Source organism: Streptomyces sp. NPDC090045, assembly GCF_044747975.1.
GTDB lineage: Bacteria > Actinomycetota > Actinomycetes > Streptomycetales > Streptomycetaceae > Streptomyces.
The window spans coordinates 367905-385029 of sequence record NZ_JBIVFA010000003.1; the positions used below are offsets into that span (position 1 = coordinate 367905).

A 17125-nucleotide genomic window follows, 5' to 3' on the forward strand; every position below is an offset into this window, starting at 1 on the left:
GTCACTTCTCCACTCGGAGGGCGGAGTTGGGGCAGCTCTCGGCGCAGGCGCGCGCCGCTTCCTCGGTACCGGACGGGACCGCGACGGCGATGACCTTCGCGTAGCCCCATTCGTCGAGTTCGACCAGGCCGGGTGAGTGTTCCTGGCACAGCCCGTAGCCCTGGCAGCGGGTGGAGTCCAGCAGGAGTTTCACGGTGTTCCTTTCAGGGCGGGCAACGGGGTCGGGAGGGCGGCGGCCTCCGGCACGGCCGGGGAGACCGCGGCCGCGGTGGACGGCGCCACGGCGGGCACGGCCACGGCGGGCACGGCCACCGTGAGGCGTCGGCGCCCGTCCGCGGGTGCGGAGGCCGCGCACACCGGGCACGGCGCGGCGAGGTGGGAGCGGACGAGTCGGGGGAAGGCGCGGAGCAGGCTGCCCGCGACGCCCGCGGCGGCGTCGAGCAGGCCGCAGGCGCCGCGCCCCGGCAGCCCCTGCGACCAGCGCTGCAGGCTGTCGGCGGTGTCCGGGCCGGCCGTCCCGGCGGCGAGGGCGTACAGGGCGTCGCCGACGGCCCTCGTCCCGGAGACGCAGACCCCGCACTGGCGGGCGCTCTCGGCCGCGAGGTGGCCGGCCGCGTCGGCGGCGGCGGTCACCGGGCAGCTGCCGGGGGGCAGGAACCGGATCGCCCCGCAGCCCAGGGCGGTACCGGCGGCGGCGAGCGCGCCGGGTTCGAGCGGGAGGCGTTCCACGGCGGCGGAGTCGACGAGCCCGCCGAACAGACCGCCCATCAGGGCGCCGGCGGGATCCGGGGCGCCGAGCAGGGAGGCCAGGGTGCGCAGCGGCGTGCCGAACGGGACCTCGGTGAGGACCGGGGCGGCGGGCCCGCCGGACAGGGTGACCAGGGTGGAGTCCGCGATCGGGTCCCGCAGGTCGGGGCGGGCGGCGGTGAGGGCGATCCGGGCCAGGGTCTCGACGTTGGAGACCAGGGTCGGTGCGCCGCCCACCCCCCGCTCGAAGGGGCGCGGCGGTTTGGCGGTGGGCAGGGCCGGTCCGCCGTCGATCCGGCGGACGACCGCGCTCTCCTCCCCGGCCACGTACGTGTGGGCGGTCTCGACGACCTCGACGGGCAGGCCCGGCGGCCGTTCGGCGAGCGCCCGGCGGACGCGTGCGCCCGCTTCGGGGTCGGAGAGGTAGACGTAGCCGCGTACGGCGCCGGTGACGGCGGCGGCGCGGGCGAGTCCGTCGAGGACCAGGTGGGGGCGGGCCCGCAGCAGCCAGCGGTCCTTGACCGAACCCGGCTCGCCCTCCTCGCCGTTCGCCACCACCACCGGGCGGCCGCCGCGGTCCCGTACGGAGCGCAACTTGACGGCGACTGGGAACCCGGCCCCGCCCCGGCCGCGCAGACCGGACGCGGCGAGGTGGTGCAGCAGCTCGTCCGGGCCGGTGGCGCCGGCGTAGCCGCCGGCGGCGCGGTAGGCCTCGGCGCTTTCGGCCGCGTGGGGTGACACCCCGAGTACGGAGTGCGGCGGCGGCTGCGCCGGCCGGCGGATCGTGGTCATCGGCTTTCTCCTGTCCGGGGAGTGGTCCGCAGGGTCCGTACGGCGCTCTCCAGCGCGGCGCGGTCCCTGGCGGTGCGGCCGTATCCGGGTCCCGGGAGGCCGATGAGCATGCGGTGGTGGTCGAGGACCACCTCGGCGGCGAGCAGGGCGGCCGCGCGGTCGCCCGGCCCTGGCCGCGGAGCGGTGGCCACGGCGGTGACCAGCTCGGTGACCTCGGCCAGGTACCGCAGCCAGCTGTGCCGGCTGCCCCGCAGGACCAGGCGCTCCACGCGGCGCCGCTCCGCGGCCGCCAGCTCGGCGGGCGCCGTGCGCGCCTCGGGAGGGCGGTGCGAGGAGGTGCGCAGGGCGGCGACCGCCGCGGGCAGTTCCCGCTCGGGTTCGGGGGTGAGCCCGAGCCAGTCCAGACGCCGACGACCGCTCATGCGTGCCTCCGGGAGGGGTGGGGTGGAGGGAGGAGGTGGTGTGGAGATGGGGGAGTTCCGTGACCGTCCGGGGTGAGCCGACCCGGGCCGGTGACGGGAGCCGGGGGCGGGGGAGCGGGGGATGCCCGGGGCTCGCCGCGCGGTGACACCGGTGAGCCGGTGGCGTGCGGCAGGGAGCGGAGGAGGGAGGGGGTGCGGCCCGGGCGGGTGCCCGGGGGCGGGGCTGCATCCGGCCCGACAAAAGGCCCAGAAGTGGAGGAACGCCGGTGCAGCTACGAGAATGACGCTAGCTGACCGATCGGTCAGCGTACAAGTCTTGACCCAGCGGAAATCAGCCAGCAATCTGGCTGTCCAATCGGTCAGCAAGCTTGCGGCGTCCGCCGCGGCCTGCTGCCCGCCGCTGGGTCGTCTCGCCATCCCTCTCTGAACCGGACGCCGAACCGATCGCCGCACCGCCGGCACGGAGGAGTCACCCGATGTACTCCAGAGCCCCTGAACGAACCCCCGCCGACCAGCAGCCGGTCCAGGACGCCCCCGGGCCCGCACTGGCAGCCCGCTACTACACCGACCCCGCCACGGCCGCCGCGGAGACGCGGGAGGTCTTCGCCAAGTCCTGGCAGCTCGTCTGCCACGAGTCCGACCTGCCCGGCCCGGGAGCACGGCTCGCCGCCACGGTCGCGGACCGCGAGGTGATCGTCGTCCGCACCGAGGACGGAGGCCTGGCCGCCCACCTCAACGTGTGCCGCCACCGCGGAACACGCCTGGTCACCGCCCCCGAACCGGCGGGCAAGGCCATCCGCTGTCCCTACCACGGCTGGACCTACCGCCTCGACGGCAGCCTGGTCGGCGCCCCGGAGGCCCGGCAGATCCCCTGCCTCGACAAGCCCGGGCTCGGCCTGTTCCCGGCCCGCGTCGAATCCTTCCTCGGCTTCGTCTTCGTCAACCTCGACCCCGACGCCGTCCCCCTGGCGAAGCAGTGCGCCGGGCTCGCCGAAGCGGTCGGCCACTACGCCGGAGCCGATCTCGTGCCCGTCGGCCGCAGCCGCATCCACGACCTGGCCGGCGCCGAGGTGCAGCACGCCAACTGGAAGGTGGCCGTCGACAACTACCTGGAGGGCTACCACGTCCCGGTGGCCCATCCCGGCCTGATGCGGCTGCTCGACTACCAGGGCTACACCTGCGAGATCGAGGACTCCTACGCGCTGTTCGCCTCACCCCTGCGCGACAAGCCGTCCTCGAACTGGGCCGAACGCCTCTACCAGCGCATCGCCGCCCCCATGCCCGGCCTCGCCGAGGCCGACCGGCGGGTCTGGCGGTACGCGGTGATCTACCCCAACACCCTCATCGACTTCTACCCCGACCACGTGCTGGCCTGGACCGCGATCCCGACGGCGGTGGACCGGGTGGCCGTACCCGGCGCGTTCTACACCCGGCGCGGCACCGGCCTGCGCACCCGGCTCGCCCGGCGCCTGAACATCCACATCGGCTGGATCACCAACGACGAGGACGCCGAACTGGTCGCCCGCGTCCAGAAGGGGCTCTCCACCCCGGGCTTCGAGCCCGGACCCCTGTCCCGCCGCGAGTCGGCCGTCGGCTGGTTCGCCGGCCGCATCCGGGCGGACCTCGACACCGCGGGGCAGCCCGAGGCAGCTGGACTGCCCGATGCGGCCGGACGGCCCCACCCCGCCGGACACTGAGCCGCTCCCGCCGAAGGCCCGCCGCGCGCAGCACCGTACGACCGTACGCACCACCTGACGATCTACGACCGCGCCGGCCGCACCACCGTAGGACCCGCCCCACCACCCGCCGCACAGCGTCCGCGCCGCCCCCCGTCACCACCCCGGCGCCCCCCATCCCCCCGAGGCCCCCTACGGAGAGGACCCCCATGTCCCCCGAGGCACTCCGCCTGTCCAGACGCTCCTTCCTCCGCGCCGGCACCGCCACGGCCCTCGGCCTCGCCGCCGCCGGCTGCGGGTTCGCCTCCGGTGCCGACCCGGCCGGCGAAGCGGCCGGCCGGGCGCCGATCGACGTCAAGGTCGACGGCGACCTGGTCTATTTCAACTGGGCCGACTTCGTCGATCCGGCCGTCTTCGAAGGATTCGAGAAGGAGTACGGCGTCAAGGTCGTCCAGTCGAACTTCGACTCCATGGAAGGCATGGCCGCCAAGCTCAACGCGGGCAACCGCTACGACATCATCTTCCCCACCGCCAAGTGGTCGCAGCGCCTCGCCGCCGGCGGCAGACTCCGTACGATCGACCACAGCCGGCTGAAGAACGCCGAGGCCGTGTTCGGCGGTTACGACTACTTCGCCGACCCCTGGTACGACCCCGGCTCCGCCCACACCGTCCCCTTCACCATGTTCAAGACCGGCATCGGCTGGCGCCGGGACCGGCTCGGCGACCTCACCGGGTCCTGGGACGACCTGTGGAACGCCCAGGCCAAGGGCAAGGTCTTCGTCCTCGACGACCGCGACGAGGTGCTCGGCATGGGAGCCCTCAAGCTCGGCCTCGACGTCACCACCGGCGACCCGGGCGACCTCGCACGCGTCACCGACACCCTGCGCTCGCTCCGCCCCCGCCTGCGCGGCTTCTCCAGCGACAGCTACAACAACCTGCTCAACGGCAACGCCGACATGACCCAGGCCTGGAGCGGGGACATGGCCGCCATGCTCGCCCAGGCGGAGGACCCCACCGTCTTCGGCTTCGAAGTCGCCCGCGAGGGCGCCCCCGTCAACTCCGACTGCTACGCCATCCCCGCCAACGCCCAGCACCCCGGCACCGCGATGCTCTTCATCGACTACATGCTCCGCCCGGAGAACGTGAAGAAGAACGTCGAGTACATCGGCTATCCGATGCCGGTCCGCGGCAGCGAGGACACGTACAGCGCCCTCGTCGAGCCCTTCCCCCAGTGCATGGTCACCGCGCAGGACCTCAAGGACGACCGCTACTTCCGCAACGGCACCGCGGAGGCCGAACAGCGCCGCGACGCCGCCTGGACCGACGTGAAGGCCGGCTGACATGGCGCGAAGCGATCGATCCGGCCCCGCCGCCCGTCCGCGCGGAGGAACGGCCGCCGCGTCGGGGGCGCGGCTGTGGACCTGGCTCATGCTCCCCGGCACCCTCTGGATGACCGGCTTCCTCCTCGCCTCCCTCCTCCTGGTGGCCACCCTCGCGTTCGGTACCACCGACCCCCTCGGAAACCCGCGCTTCGGACTCAACACCGAGAACTTCGCCGCGCTGGCCGACCCGGCCTACCGCACCGTCCTGCTGCGCTCCCTCGGCTACGCGCTGATCACCTGCGTCATCTGCCTGGCCGTGTCCTACCCCGTCGCGTACGCCATCGCCCTGCACGGCGGACGCTTCAAGAACCTGCTGATCGCCGCGATCGTCGTGCCGTTCTTCGCCAACTACCTGGTGCGGATGTACGGCTGGTCCGTGGTCCTCTCCGACGACGGGCCGCTGCTCGGGGCCCTGCGGGCGATCGGCCTCGCCGACGACGGCACCAAGATCCTGCAGACCGGCCCCGGCGTGATCGCCGGACTCGTCTACGGCTTCGTCGTCTTCATGGTCATCCCGCTGTACGCGGCCATGGAACGGATGGACACCTCGCTGATCGAGGCCGGCCGCGACCTCTACGGCGGCCCCCTGCGGACCTTCCTCTTCGTCACCGTCCCCGCCACCCGGCAGGGCGCGGCCGCCGGCTGCGTCCTCGTCTTCCTGCCCGCCATGGGCGACTTCGTCAGCGCCCAGCTCATGGGAGGCCCCGACCAGATCATGATCGGCAACCTGATCCAGGACAAGTTCTTCCAGGGCCAGAACTGGCCGCTCGGCTCCGCCCTGACCATGCTGCTGATGGCGGTCCTGCTCCTCGGGATGCTCGGCTACCTGCGGCGCACCCGCAAGGACGAGGCGGAGGCGGCCCGATGACCCTCCGACCCGGGCCCCGAGCCTCCCGTACGGCCCTTCCGGCGCCCCGCGGCGCGACCGTCGACACCGTCCCCCGCTCCGGCGGTACGGCCGAGCCGCACGGGCCCGCCGGACCGCGGCCCCGCCCCCCGCGCCCCCGTCGCCCGCGCCGCAGAGCCGAGCGCAGGCCCCGGTTCGCCATCGCCGTCACCGCGGTCTTCTTCGCCCTGCTCTACCTCCCCGTCGGCGTCGTCGTCCTCTTCTCCTTCAACTCGCAGAAATCCCTCACCGTGTTCGAGGGCCTCAGCCTCCGCTGGTACACGACCTTCCTCCACGACGACGTACTCCTCGACTCGCTCGGCATGAGCCTGCGCGTGTCCCTCGTCGCCATGGCGGGCTCGCTCGTCCTCGGCGTGGCCCTGGCGCTGGGCCTCGTCCGCAACCGGGGCCGCCTCGGCTCCTTCGCCGGCCTGGTCATGCTCGTCCCGCTGATCACCCCGGAGATCGTCACGGGCGTCGCCGCGATGATGCTCTTCAAGGGCCTCGGCATCACGCTGTCCACCGGCACCGTGATGCTCGCCGAGATCACCTTCTCCATCTCCTACGTGACGGTCATCCTGCGCTCCCGCATCGCCGCCCTCAACCCCGAGGTCGAGGAGGCCGCGATGGACCTCGGCGCCACCCGACGGCAGGCCCTGCGCCTGGTGACCCTGCCCGCGCTGCTCCCCAGCATCCTCGCCTCCGGGGTACTGATCTTCGCCCTGGTCTTCGACGACTTCGTCCTCGCCTACTTCACCACCGGCGTCGATCCGCAGCCGCTGTCCGTACGCATCTACTCGGCGATCAGGTTCGGCGTCCAGCCGACCATCAACGCCGTCGGCACCCTGATGCTCGTCGGATCCATCGGACTCATCGTCCTCGCGCTCGCCATCCCGCGCCTGTTCGGCCGCCGCGGCGGCCTCGATCTGCTGTCAGGGAAGTGACACCCATGCAGGACCCGCACCCGCACGCGCACCCGCAATCGGACCCGCACACGAACCCGAACCCGAACACGAACCCCGCCGTCCGGCTCGACCGCGTCGGCAAGCGGTACCCCAACTCCGAGGCCTACGCCGTCCACGACGTCACCCTCGACATTGCCCCGGGCGAGTTCTTCTCCCTCCTCGGCCCCTCCGGCTGCGGCAAGACCACCCTGCTGCGGATGACCGGCGGCTTCGCCGACCCCACCGAAGGCAGCGTCCTGCTCGACGGCCAGGACGTCACCGGCCTCCCGCCCAACAAGCGCAACGTCAACACCGTCTTCCAGAGCTACGCCCTCTTCGACCACCTCTCGCTGGCCGACAACGTGGCCTTCGGCCTCAAGCGCAAGGGCGTCGCCCGCGCCGAGATGCGCGAGCGGGTCGCCGACATGCTCGACCTCGTCCAGCTCGGGGGACTGGCCGGCCGCAAGCCGCCCACCCTCTCCGGCGGCCAGCGGCAGCGCGTCGCCCTCGCCCGCGCCCTCGTCAACCGGCCCCAGGTGCTGCTGCTGGACGAGCCGCTGGCCGCCCTCGACCTCAAGCTCCGGCGCCGGATGCAGGTCGAGCTCAAGCAGATCCAGCGCGAGGTCGGCATCACCTTCGTCTTCGTCACCCACGACCAGGACGAGGCGCTGACCATGTCGGACCGCCTCGCCGTCATGAACGAGGGCCGCATCGAACAGTGCGGCACCCCCGAGGACGTGTACGAGCGCCCGACGAGCAGCTTCACGGCCTCCTTCATGGGCACCTCCAACCTCGTCCCCGGCACCTACCGCTCCGGCCGGGTCGTCCTCGACCAGGGCCCCGCCCTCCCCGTCGGCCGCCGGTCCGAGGTGCCCGACGGCAGCCGGGTCAGCCTCTCGATCCGCCCCGAGAAGATCTGGCTCTCCGACTTCGAACCGGGCATGGCGAAGGTGAGCGGAGTCGTCCGGGAGACCGTCTACTGCGGACCGACCACCACCTACCTCATCGAACTGGCCCCCGGCGTCACCGTGTCCGTGCTGGAGCAGAACACCGTCCGCTCCCGCATGGAGGACCGCTGGAGCGGCGGCGAACAGGTCGAGATCGGCTGGAAGCCCGAACACTGCCTCGTCCTCGACTGAGCCCGCGCCGCCGCAGCCGATCCCGCACCACAGCCCCGTACCGACCGGAGGAAGCACCCCCATGAACCACGACGTCATCGTGCTCGGCGCGGGGCTGGCCGGACTCGCCGCCGCCCGCGACCTGGCCGCGGGCGGGGCCGACGTCCTCGTCGTCGAAGCCCGCGACCGGGTCGGCGGACGCGTCGAACAGACCACCCTCCCCGACGGCCGGCTGGTCCAGCTCGGCGGGGAGGTGGCCGGCCGGGCCCACACCGCCTACACCACGCTGGCCGCGGAACTGGGCCTCACCCTGGTGCCCAGCTACGTCGCCGAGCCCGGCGCCCTCGTCCGGGCCACCCCCGAAGGGGTCTCCGCCGCGGACCCGCCCCACTGGTTCGGCCCCGGCGACGACACCTGCCACGCCAAGGTCACCGCCGCCTTCACCGCGCTCGCCGAGACGGTCGACCCCGCCGACCCCTGGGCGCACGCCGAAGCCGCGGCCCTCGACCGGCTGTCCGTCGGCGACTGGCTGCGCGCCCAGGGCGCCACCCCGGCCGTCGTACGCCTCTGGGAGATCGGCCAACTCGCCCTCGCCGACGGCTCCTGCGAACGGACCTCCCTGCTCGCCGCCCTCCGCAAGCACGCCGCCGTACCCGCCACAGGCCACTACGAGTACGAGGCCTGGGAGGGCCTGCGGGTCGCCGAGGGCTCGGCCACCGTGGCCCTGCGCATGGCCGACGGGCTCGGCGGACGCATCCGTACGGGCTCACCCGTCGAGGCCGTCGCGATCCGCCGGCCCGGCCACTGCACCGTACGCCTGGCCGGAGGCGAAACCCTGACCGCCGGCGCCGTCGTCAGCGCCCTCCCCGTCGGCCCGCTCCGCTCGGTCGCCGTCACCGGCGTGTCCGACGAACGCCTCGCCTCCCTGCACCGCCAGCGCCACGCCCTCGCCGCCAAGTTCACCGCCGCGTACGACAGGCCCTTCTGGCGGGAGCGCGGCCTCAGCGGCCTCTCCGAATGCGAGGGGGTCCTCGGCAGCACCTGGCCGCAGAGCGAAGGCATCCTCTCCGCCCTCGTCCCGCCCGAACGCTACGGCGTCCTCCTCGGCACGCCCGCCCCCCTGCGCCCCGCCGAACTGCTCGCCGACATCGCCCGCCTCTACGGAGACGAGGCCCACCGGCCGCTCGCCACGTACCTGCGCCTGTGGGGCACCGACCCGTGGACCCAGGGGTACGTCACCCAGTGGACCCCCGGCGACGTCATGGGCGTCGGCCCCCTGCACGGCACCCACGAACCGCCCTTCTACGTCTGCGGATCCGACCAGTGGGTGGCCGGATACATGGAAGGCGCCGTCCGCACCGGACGCGCCGCCGCCGAGGAGGCACTGCGCCGTGGCTGACCCCCTGCACAACCACATCGGGGGAGCGGACCGCCCCGCCCTCTCGGGTGCGACGATGCCCCTGACCGACCCCGCCACCGGCCGCGTGCACCGCCACGCCCCGCGCTCCGGTCCCGCCGACACGGACGCGGCCTGCGCCGCGGCGGCCACGGCGTACGCGCACTGGTCCACCACCACCCCGGCCGCCCGCCAGCGCGCCCTGCTCGGCATCGCCGACGCCATCGAGGCACACGCGGACGCCCTCACGGCCGCCGAGACCGCGGACACGGGCAAACCCGCGGAGCAGTTCCGCACCGAGGAACTGCCCGCGATCGTGGACGCCGTCCGCTACTTCGCCGGCGCCGCACGCAACCTCCCCGGCGCCGCCGCGGCCGAGTACACCGAGGGCCGCACCTCCCTGCTGCGCCGCGAACCGGTCGGCGTCTGCGCCCAGATCACGCCCTGGAACTACCCGCTGATGATGGCCGCGTGGAAGATCGCCCCGGCGATCGCCGCGGGGAACACCACCGTGCTCAAGCCCGCCGACACCACGCCCTCCTCCGCCGTGCTCCTGGCCCGGCTCGCCGCGGAACACCTGCCGGCGGGCGTGCTCAACGTGGTCTGCGGCGACCGCGACACCGGCCGGGCGCTCACCGCCCACCCGGACGTCGCCCTGATCGCGGTCACCGGCAGCGTCCGCGCCGGCCGGGAGATCGCGGCGGCCGCCGCGGCCGGCCTCAAACGGGTCCACCTGGAACTCGGCGGCAACGCGCCCGTCCTGGTCCACGAGGACGTGGACGTGGCGGCCACCGCCGCCGCCCTCGCGGCGGTCGCCTACTACAACGCCGGCCAGGACTGCACCGCGCCCACCCGGCTCCTGGTCCACCACCGGATCCACGACGCCTTCCTCGCGGCCTTCGCGGCCGAAGCGGCCAAGCTCCGTACCGGCGTCGACTTCGGACCCCTCAACAACGCGGCCCAGCTCGCCTCGGTGCGGGCCCTGCTGGACCGGCTGCCCGCGCACGCCGAGATCGTCACCGGCGGCGGCCGGCCGCCCCGTCCCGGCTTCTTCCTCGAGCCCACCGTGGTCGCCGGGGTACGCCAGGACGACGAGATCGTGCAGGAGGAGACCTTCGGCCCGGTGGTGACCGTCCAGCCCTTCTCCGACGAGGCCGAGGCGCTCCACCTGGCCAACGGCGTCCGCTTCGGCCTGGCCGCGAGCGTGTGGACCACCGATCACGACCGGGCGATGCGCGCCACCCGCGCCCTCCACACCGGAATCGTCTGGGTGAACATCCACGGCACCACCGTCTCCGAGATGCCCCATGGCGGAGTCAAGCACTCCGGCTACGGCAGTGACCTCTCCCTGTCCGGCCTCCTGGACTACACCCAGGCCAAGCACGTCATGCTCTGACCTCTGCCCTCTGACCTCTGACCTCTGCGCTCGGACGTCCGACGTGCCCGTGCACGGCCCCCGAGGCACCCTGGAGGCATGGCCCGAGCCAACGACCAGGTCGAGGCTCTGCTCCAGGAGTATGCGGACCTCATCGCGATCCGGGGCGGGGAGGCCTTCAAGGCGCGTGCCTACGAGAAGGCCGCCCGGGCCGTCGGGGGCCACCCGGAGGACGTGTCCACGCTCGACGCCAAGGGCCTGCGCGAGATCCCCAACGTCGGCAGGTCGGTCGCCGACAAGATCCTCGAATACCTGCGGACAGGCCGCATGACCGTGGTCGACGAGGCCAGGGTGTCCGTGCCGCCCGGAGTACGCGAGCTGATCGCCATCCCGGGCCTCGGGCCCCGCAAGGCCATGGTGCTCTACGAGGAGCTGGGCATCAGCTCCGTCGACCAGCTGCTCGACGCCATCCGGCAGGAACGGCTGCGCGACCTGAAGGGCTTCGGCGAGCGGACCGAGGACAACATCCTGCACGGCATAGCGGTGCTGCAGAAGGCCGGCGAGGGCCGGATCCTCGTCAGCGCGGCCATGGACGTCGCCGAACAGCTCGTCGCCGAACTCTCACAGATCCGCGGCTGCGTCCGGTGCACGTACGCCGGGTCCCTGCGCCGCATGCGGGAGACCATCGGCGACGTGGACATCCTGGTGGCGGCCCGCCGGTCGGCCCCGTTCATGGACGCGCTCACCGCCCTACCGCAGACGGCCGAGGTCATCGCGCACGGGCCGAAGAAGACCTCCGTACGGACCGCCACCGGCCTCCAGGTCGATCTGCGCGTCCTGCCACCCGCCTCCTGGGGCGCCGGGCTGCAGTACTTCGGATCCAAGGCGCACAACATCCGCACCCGCGAACTCGCGGTGCGCCAAGGCCTCAAGCTCTCCGAGTACGGGCTCTTCGACGCCGAGAGCGGCGAGAACATCACCTCCGAGACCGAGGAGGCGGTCTACGCCAGGCTGGGACTGCCCTGGATCCCCCCGACGCTGCGCGAGGACCGCGGCGAGATCGCGGCCGGGCTGCACGGCGAACTCCCCGACCTCCTCACGGAGAAGGACATCCGCGGCGACCTGCACACCCACACCGACCTCACCGACGGACTGGCCCCGCTGGAGGACATGATCGCCGCCGCGGCCGCCCTCGGATACGCGTACTACGCGGTCACCGACCACGCTCCGAACCTCTCCATGCAGCGCATGACCAGCGAGAAGATCCTCGCCCAGCGCGAGCGGGTACGGGCCCTGGACGGCGCGCACCACAGGATGCGGCTGCTGCACGGCACGGAGCTCAACATCGGCCCGGACGGCACCCTGGACTGGCCCGACGAGTTCCTCGCGGACTTCGACCTCTGCGTGGCCTCCGTCCACTCCCACTTCAACCAGAGCAGGCGGGACCTCACCCGCCGCCTCATCCGCGCCTGCGAGAACCCCAACGTCTCCGTCATCGGCCACCCCACGACCCGGAGGATCGGCAAACGCCCGGGCATCGACGCCGACTTCGACGCCGTCTTCGAGGCCTGCGCGCGGGCGGGCACCGCGCTGGAGATCAACGCGCATCCCGAACGGCTCGACCTGTGCGACGAGGACATCCTGCGTGCGAAGCGGTACGGAGTGAAGTTCGCCGTGAACTCCGACGCGCACGCCACCACGCACCTGCCGTACATGCGCTACGGGGTGGCGACCGCGCAGCGCGGCTGGCTGACCGCGGACGACGTCATCAACGCGTGGCCCCTGACGCGGCTGCGGCAGTTCCTGGGCAAGAAGGGCACCTGAGGCACCGGCTTCATCGGCGCCGGACGGTCAGCGCGCGAGGACGGCCCGGGCGAGGAAGTGCTGTTCGGCGTCGTCGTACGTCGTGAGCCGCCAGCCCGTGGCGTCGAGGACCGGCCGGAGGTTGGGTTCGGCGAGCGGGTCGTCGGGGCTGAGGGGCCGCCCGTGGCGGGCGGCCCGCTCGGCCCGGCCCGCCGGATGGAAGAGGAGGAGGGTGCCGCCCGGCGCGCTGACGCGCGCCCACTCGCGCAGGGCGGTGCGCGGGCGGGGGAGGTGGTCCAGGAGTCCCGCCGCGAAGATGCCGTGGACCGACGCGGGGCGCAGCGGCAGCCTGGCGCAGTCGGCGAGGAGGAGCCCGCCGGTCGTGGCGCGGCCGATCCGGACGGCCGCCGTGAGCATCGCGTGGGTGAGGTCGAACCCGAGCACCGTGCCCTCGGCGCCCACGTGCGCGCGCAGGGCCGGCATGGCCCGTCCGGTACCGCATCCGAGGTCGACGGCGCTCTGCCCGCGCCGCAGGCCCATGCGGGCGACGGCGGCCTCGTAGGCGGGGGTCTGGTAGGCGAAGCGCTCCTCCCACGCGTCCGCGCGCCGGGTGAAGAACGCGCGGGTGGCGGTGTGTTCGGCGCGGCCCGCCACCAGCTCGGCGAACCGGGCCGGCAGCGGCCCCCACCAGCGCTCCAGGGCCGAGCCGGCCGGCCCGTCCACGGCGGCCTCGGTTTCGGCCGCGGCTTCGGCTTCGGCATCGGCTTCGAGGGGGTAGTGCAGGCCCCAGGCGCTGGCGCCGATGCGGAACGCGTGGACGCGATGATGGTCGTCCGAGGCCAGGACCAGGGCGCCGGCGGGCAGCTCCACGGTGCCGTCGTCCCCCCACCGCGCCGCGGGGAGCTCCGCCGCGACCCCGGCGAACAGCGGATCCGAACCGGACGCGGGTGCGGTGCGTACGGCGCTTCGGCCGGCCTGCCCGGGCGCGGAACCGGACCCGGACCGGTGGACGACGGCGCCGCCGGCCGCCACGGCGAGCAGCTGCGCGCCCAGGCCGAGCCCGAGCACGGGCACCTCCCTCGTCAGAGCCCCGCGCAACAGCTCCAGCTCGGCGTCGCGCGCAGGGGCGCTCCCGCCCGACCGGATCCGTGCGGCGCCGCCCGTCACCACGACGGCGTCGACCCCGGTGAGGTCCTCCGGCAGATCGCCTTCGCCCGCCCGGTAGACGCGGATGTCCAGCCGGGCCGCTGCCAGGGCCGCACCCACGGCGGAGGGGGCTTGCGCCGGTGCGTGCTGCAGGATGACGACCGCCATCGGCAACTCCTTGCATTCGAGCCATGGAATGTGCTGCTCCATGAAGGAGCCCCTGCACGCCGAACACCGCGATCGGCATACAGGGGCTTCCTTGCGCCACGCCCGCCACGACTGCGAGAGCCGCCAGGCAGTCGAGGAGCGGGTGTGCACAACCAGTCAATCATTCAAGAGGAGAATCGGTCAATCAATTGGGCATCTGCAAGGTGGGGCGATCATTCTCTTGGCGCATGAGGTTCCGCGCCCTGCCTCACGCCAGGTCCAGCAGCTGCTCGTGGAAGCCGCCGAAGCCGTTCCGCTCGTCGACGAGGTGGATCTCCAGGATCCAGTGGCAGCGCCAGCCCGCCCGGTCGGTGCGCCGGATCGGGTGCGCGTTGTCCGGGGTGATGTACGACTCGGCCTTCGCCCCGTCGACGTCCTCGTGCGGGAACTCCCCGACCAGGTGGCCGGCGTGCCAGCCGCCCAGCGTCCAGCCCGACTTGACGGTGTGTTGCTCCACCTCGGCGTAGAGCCGGCGGCCCGTGATGTACGGGTCCGCACGGAAGGCTTCCCGGCCGGCGGCGAAGACGGTCACGAGGTCGTCGCGGAGGCGGTGCTTGGCCGGATCGTCGCCGAAGACGAAGGTCCGGCCGAAGTCCGCCTCGTACTCCTCGAAGATCGGGCCGAAGTCGGCGAAGGCGATGTCGTCCTCGCCGATGACCCGGTCCGGCGGGTTCTCCCTGTAGGGGAAGACGGTGTTCGGCCCGGAACGGACGATCCGCTTGTGCCAGTGCTTCGTGGTCCCGAACATCTCGTTCGCGAGGTCCCGGATCCGGTCGCTGACCTCCCGCTCACCGGCCCCCGGGGCCACCAGCCCCCGCGTCTCGACTTCCGCGAACAGGGCCTCGGCCTTGCGCTGGGCCTCGACCAGGCCGAGGGCGCGCAGCTGCTCGTCCATGCCGGGGGCGACGGTTCCGCGGACGCGCACCTGACGGCCGTGCTCCGGCCAGTAGAAGGTGAGCGCGGCCCGCGGATGGTAGGCGAGCTGACCACCCTTGGGGCTGAACGCGTGCCCGGCGAACTGTCAGCCCGCACCGTCCACGCCCTTGAGGATGAGCACACGGGCGTCCGGGTCCCCGGACGCGTCCACCGTGGACAGGGTCATGGCGTGCGGATCGGGAACCCCTGCGGCCACCGCCTCGGCGAGCCAGTCCAGGAACAGCGCGACCGGTTCGGCCGGAGCCTGCTCGGGCACGAAGCGGGGCAGGGGACGTGCGAACATCTCGATGCCTCTCAGCCACTGGCGGACACCCACGTCGCCGCCGCCTCTGATATCAGCCACCCCGATACGCCTCCCTCGGCCCGGCAACCCTCCGGCAGCCCCTCGCATGCCATCCTGCATCTGCCAAAGGAGCCATGGCAATTGACGGGCAATTGCTTAGCCGATCGGCCAAAGAATTGCAGAGATGCACGTCAAACCTTGGAGGGAGGTACCACGGTGGGGAAACGGTACGAGCCGCTCGCGGCCCGCCACGGTCACGTGACGCGGGAGGCGATGGCCCGCGCGCAGTCCACGGACTCCGTGTGCGTGGTGTCGACCTGCATGTCGTAGACCACGCCGTGGTGGGCGAGCTCCGCCTGTGAGGCGGCCGTTCCCGGGGTCCGGTCCCCGCGGGCGATCTCGCGCCCTGCGGCGACCGCGCTCTCGCACGTGACGCCGACCCACAGCACGTCCAGACCGTCCAGGGCCTTCCGCCACCGCTCCTGCGAGGCCGCCCCGCCGAGGAAGACGTCGTCGACGATGACGCGGGCGCCCGCACGGGCCGTCGCGGCGACTCCCGCCATCCACGCCGCTTCCAGCCGCCGGAACTCCGATCCGATCGTCACGCCACCGTCAGGGGCGAACTCGATTCCCGCGACCGACGCCTGCAGGGAGGCGGGCATCGCCTCGATCAGCGAGTCGATGGCGGCGGCGAGCCACGGTTCCGGCAGGACCGCCTGCAGGCAGCGGACGATCCCGGACTTGCCCGAGCTGGACCCGCCGTTCAACACGATCACTTGAGTCGTCATCAGGTCACGGTAGGGGCGACCGCCGCGACGCCCGAAGCGAATTTCACCCGGCCCAAGCGTGTGATCATGGAGGAGTTGCGTTCCTTCGCCCGCGAGGTGGTCTTTTGACGAAGGTGGCACTGCGTCCGTACGCATTGTTGCCTCGGCAGTACGACGAACGGAAGGTACTGGCCTCCACGATCGATCCGTGGGGCCGGGCCCTCTGGCTGATCTGCCCCGATGCGCATTTCCCCTACAGATGGGCCGGTCGGGACGTTCCGATGCCCGTTGACCTGCCCTTCGACGCTCTCGTCGTCATCAGCGACCGGGGCCGGGTCCGGGAACGGGTCCTGCACGCAGTGGCCGTGGGGCCGGTGGCCTTCGACGCTCTCCCGGGTGGCGGTTTCGTCCTCTTCGGTGACGAGGGGCCGAACCGGCGGTCCGGCCAGCTCTTCGGCCCCGACGGCCGCTCCCGGCGCCGGTTCCGCATGGGGACGCACCTCGAGCACCTGGTCGCGGACCGCCGGTCGGGCTTCTGGACCGGGTACGCCGAGGAAGGGATCTACGGCGGTGACCGCGTCAGCGCGGGCGGTCTGGTCCGCTGGGACGACCGGGGCAACCACGTACGGTCCCTGCACCCGCCGGAGCCCTACCACCACGTGGCGGCGGTCAACACCGTCAACGTCTCCTCCGACTCCTCGGTCCTTGCCGTGTACCGGCCCGGCGCACCGCTCGCCGAGACCGGGCCCGGCGGGAACCTCCGCGTCCGAGCCCTGCCCGTCTCGAACCCGTCGGGTCTCGCGATCCGCGGGGACCGGATCCTCCTGCTCGGAGGGGACGAGCGCGGCGCCGGCACCCCCACCCGGGGGGACGCCGTGCGCCACGTACACCTGACGGACGACGGGGCGGTCGTCACCGGCCGCGAGGACCTCGTCTTTCCGAACGGCGACCCCGTCAGACGCCACGCCCGCCCCGTCTGCCGGGGTCCGTACATGTTCCTGCGCACGCTCCGCACGCTGCGGCAGTGGTGGATGCTCACCGTGCCCTAGCCCTCGGCGCGTACCGAGGTCACTCGCCGTCCTGCGCGTTGTCGTCGTGGCCGGGACGCGCCGCCCCCCGGCCGAACCGGTGCCGCGCTTCGGCGATGGCCGTGACCAGGGTGAACGCGGCCGTCGCGGCCCCGGCGAGGCTGCCCACGAGCTCGATGAGGGAGATCCACTGGCTCATGATCTGTGTCCTGTCCGT

Annotated in this window: 16 protein-coding genes and 1 pseudogene; 9 read left to right on the forward strand and 8 right to left on the reverse strand. The window is 73.0% G+C overall.

Features of this window, described 5'->3' with window-relative positions; translation table 11 throughout:
* Window position 1: 1 nt before the first annotated feature.
* Genes ACIPYQ_RS10565 through ACIPYQ_RS10575 form a run of 3 tightly spaced genes read right to left on the reverse strand, consistent with a single transcriptional unit; the run spans window position 2 to window position 1961 of the window.
* A complete protein-coding gene (locus ACIPYQ_RS10565; protein WP_401248495.1) occupies window positions 2-193 on the reverse strand; it encodes a ferredoxin in 192 nt (63 codons plus the stop codon).
* The gene (locus tag ACIPYQ_RS10570; RefSeq protein WP_401248498.1) at window positions 190-1539 is read right to left on the reverse strand and encodes an NADH-ubiquinone oxidoreductase-F iron-sulfur binding region domain-containing protein; all 1350 of its coding nucleotides are present in this window, start codon (window positions 1537-1539) and stop codon (window positions 190-192) included. Before ACIPYQ_RS10570 ends, ACIPYQ_RS10565 begins: the two co-directional genes overlap by 4 nt.
* Complete coding sequence (locus ACIPYQ_RS10575) at window positions 1536-1961, reverse strand: hypothetical protein (RefSeq protein ID WP_401248500.1); 426 nt, start codon at window positions 1959-1961, stop codon at window positions 1536-1538. Before ACIPYQ_RS10575 ends, ACIPYQ_RS10570 begins: the two co-directional genes overlap by 4 nt.
* Before the next feature lie 476 nt (window positions 1962-2437).
* Between ACIPYQ_RS10575 and ACIPYQ_RS10580 the strand changes: the two genes are divergently transcribed.
* From ACIPYQ_RS10580 to polX, 8 genes are all read left to right on the forward strand, one after another.
* Complete coding sequence (locus ACIPYQ_RS10580; RefSeq protein WP_401248503.1) at window positions 2438-3658, forward strand: aromatic ring-hydroxylating dioxygenase subunit alpha; 1221 nt, start codon at window positions 2438-2440, stop codon at window positions 3656-3658.
* A 188-nt stretch (window positions 3659-3846) separates the two neighbouring features.
* Window positions 3847-4977 carry a spermidine/putrescine ABC transporter substrate-binding protein gene (locus ACIPYQ_RS10585; RefSeq protein ID WP_401248506.1) on the forward strand — a complete coding sequence of 377 codons (1131 nt, stop codon included), beginning with the start codon at window positions 3847-3849 and terminating at the stop codon, window positions 4975-4977.
* An 88-nt stretch (window positions 4978-5065) separates the two neighbouring features.
* Window positions 5066-5887, forward strand: coding sequence for an ABC transporter permease (locus ACIPYQ_RS10590; protein WP_401248509.1), 822 nt, complete (start codon window positions 5066-5068; stop codon window positions 5885-5887).
* Complete coding sequence (locus ACIPYQ_RS10595) at window positions 5884-6849, forward strand: ABC transporter permease (RefSeq protein WP_401248512.1); 966 nt, start codon at window positions 5884-5886, stop codon at window positions 6847-6849. The genes ACIPYQ_RS10590 and ACIPYQ_RS10595 overlap by 4 nt, the downstream gene beginning before the upstream one ends.
* 5 nt (window positions 6850-6854) lie before the next feature.
* The gene (locus ACIPYQ_RS10600) at window positions 6855-7988 is read left to right on the forward strand and encodes an ABC transporter ATP-binding protein (protein ID WP_401248515.1); all 1134 of its coding nucleotides are present in this window, start codon (window positions 6855-6857) and stop codon (window positions 7986-7988) included.
* Window positions 7989-8049: 61 nt separating this feature from the next.
* Window positions 8050-9366 carry a flavin monoamine oxidase family protein gene (locus ACIPYQ_RS10605; protein ID WP_401248518.1) on the forward strand — a complete coding sequence of 439 codons (1317 nt, stop codon included), beginning with the start codon at window positions 8050-8052 and terminating at the stop codon, window positions 9364-9366.
* Window positions 9359-10759: an aminobutyraldehyde dehydrogenase gene (locus ACIPYQ_RS10610; protein ID WP_401248521.1), complete on the forward strand. Its 1401-nt coding sequence runs from the start codon at window positions 9359-9361 to the stop codon at window positions 10757-10759. The genes ACIPYQ_RS10605 and ACIPYQ_RS10610 overlap by 8 nt, the downstream gene beginning before the upstream one ends.
* Before the next feature lie 78 nt (window positions 10760-10837).
* Window positions 10838-12562 (forward strand): DNA polymerase/3'-5' exonuclease PolX, encoded by a 1725-nt coding sequence (gene polX, locus ACIPYQ_RS10615; protein WP_401248524.1) that lies wholly within the window; start codon window positions 10838-10840, stop codon window positions 12560-12562.
* Window positions 12563-12589: 27 nt separating this feature from the next.
* On the opposite strand, the gene ACIPYQ_RS10620 is transcribed toward polX, so the two are convergent.
* The 4 genes and pseudogenes from ACIPYQ_RS10620 to cpt all read right to left on the reverse strand — a co-directional run bounded on the left by ACIPYQ_RS10620 (window position 12590) and on the right by cpt (window position 15901).
* Entirely contained in the window at window positions 12590-13855 is a 1266-nt protein-coding gene (locus ACIPYQ_RS10620) for a methyltransferase domain-containing protein (protein WP_401248527.1), read from the reverse strand.
* Window positions 13856-14102: 247 nt separating this feature from the next.
* Window positions 14103-14789: a M24 family metallopeptidase gene (locus ACIPYQ_RS10625; protein WP_401249352.1), complete on the reverse strand. Its 687-nt coding sequence runs from the start codon at window positions 14787-14789 to the stop codon at window positions 14103-14105.
* 63 nt (window positions 14790-14852) lie between these two features.
* Window positions 14853-15233, reverse strand: a pseudogene (locus ACIPYQ_RS10630) (pyridoxamine 5'-phosphate oxidase family protein); the annotation flags it as partial.
* Between the two features lie 134 nt (window positions 15234-15367).
* Window positions 15368-15901 (reverse strand): chloramphenicol phosphotransferase CPT, encoded by a 534-nt coding sequence (gene cpt / locus ACIPYQ_RS10635; protein ID WP_401248530.1) that lies wholly within the window; start codon window positions 15899-15901, stop codon window positions 15368-15370.
* A 260-nt stretch (window positions 15902-16161) separates the two neighbouring features.
* Here cpt and ACIPYQ_RS10640 point away from each other — a divergent pair, with 260 nt between their 5' ends.
* Window positions 16162-16929, forward strand: coding sequence for a hypothetical protein (locus ACIPYQ_RS10640; protein ID WP_401248532.1), 768 nt, complete (start codon window positions 16162-16164; stop codon window positions 16927-16929).
* Between the two features lie 19 nt (window positions 16930-16948).
* On the opposite strand, the gene ACIPYQ_RS10645 is transcribed toward ACIPYQ_RS10640, so the two are convergent.
* Window positions 16949-17107, reverse strand: a complete 159-nt coding sequence (locus ACIPYQ_RS10645) for a hypothetical protein (RefSeq protein ID WP_401248535.1) — start codon at window positions 17105-17107, stop codon at window positions 16949-16951.
* Between the last annotated feature and the right edge of the window lie 18 nt (window positions 17108-17125).

What these genes read in the sequence shown, in the direction of transcription:
- ACIPYQ_RS10580 (WP_401248503.1), top strand. Translation starts at nt 2,438, where the DNA reads ATGTACTCCAGAGCCCCTGAACGAACCCCCGCCGACCAGCAGCCGGTC.
- cpt (WP_401248530.1), bottom strand. Translation starts at nt 15,901, where the DNA reads ATGACGACTCAAGTGATCGTGTTGAACGGCGGGTCCAGCTCGGGCAAG.
- ACIPYQ_RS10600 (WP_401248515.1), top strand. Translation starts at nt 6,855, where the DNA reads ATGCAGGACCCGCACCCGCACGCGCACCCGCAATCGGACCCGCACACG.
- ACIPYQ_RS10590 (WP_401248509.1), top strand. Translation starts at nt 5,066, where the DNA reads ATGCTCCCCGGCACCCTCTGGATGACCGGCTTCCTCCTCGCCTCCCTC.
- ACIPYQ_RS10645 (WP_401248535.1), bottom strand. Translation starts at nt 17,107, where the DNA reads ATGAGCCAGTGGATCTCCCTCATCGAGCTCGTGGGCAGCCTCGCCGGG.
- ACIPYQ_RS10605 (WP_401248518.1), top strand. Translation starts at nt 8,050, where the DNA reads ATGAACCACGACGTCATCGTGCTCGGCGCGGGGCTGGCCGGACTCGCC.
- ACIPYQ_RS10625 (WP_401249352.1), bottom strand. Translation starts at nt 14,789, where the DNA reads ATGGACGAGCAGCTGCGCGCCCTCGGCCTGGTCGAGGCCCAGCGCAAG.
- ACIPYQ_RS10595 (WP_401248512.1), top strand. Translation starts at nt 5,884, where the DNA reads ATGACCCTCCGACCCGGGCCCCGAGCCTCCCGTACGGCCCTTCCGGCG.
- polX (WP_401248524.1), top strand. Translation starts at nt 10,838, where the DNA reads ATGGCCCGAGCCAACGACCAGGTCGAGGCTCTGCTCCAGGAGTATGCG.
- ACIPYQ_RS10575 (WP_401248500.1), bottom strand. Translation starts at nt 1,961, where the DNA reads ATGAGCGGTCGTCGGCGTCTGGACTGGCTCGGGCTCACCCCCGAACCC.
- ACIPYQ_RS10640 (WP_401248532.1), top strand. Translation starts at nt 16,162, where the DNA reads ATGCCCGTTGACCTGCCCTTCGACGCTCTCGTCGTCATCAGCGACCGG.
- ACIPYQ_RS10570 (WP_401248498.1), bottom strand. Translation starts at nt 1,539, where the DNA reads ATGACCACGATCCGCCGGCCGGCGCAGCCGCCGCCGCACTCCGTACTC.
- ACIPYQ_RS10585 (WP_401248506.1), top strand. Translation starts at nt 3,847, where the DNA reads ATGTCCCCCGAGGCACTCCGCCTGTCCAGACGCTCCTTCCTCCGCGCC.
- ACIPYQ_RS10620 (WP_401248527.1), bottom strand. Translation starts at nt 13,855, where the DNA reads ATGGCGGTCGTCATCCTGCAGCACGCACCGGCGCAAGCCCCCTCCGCC.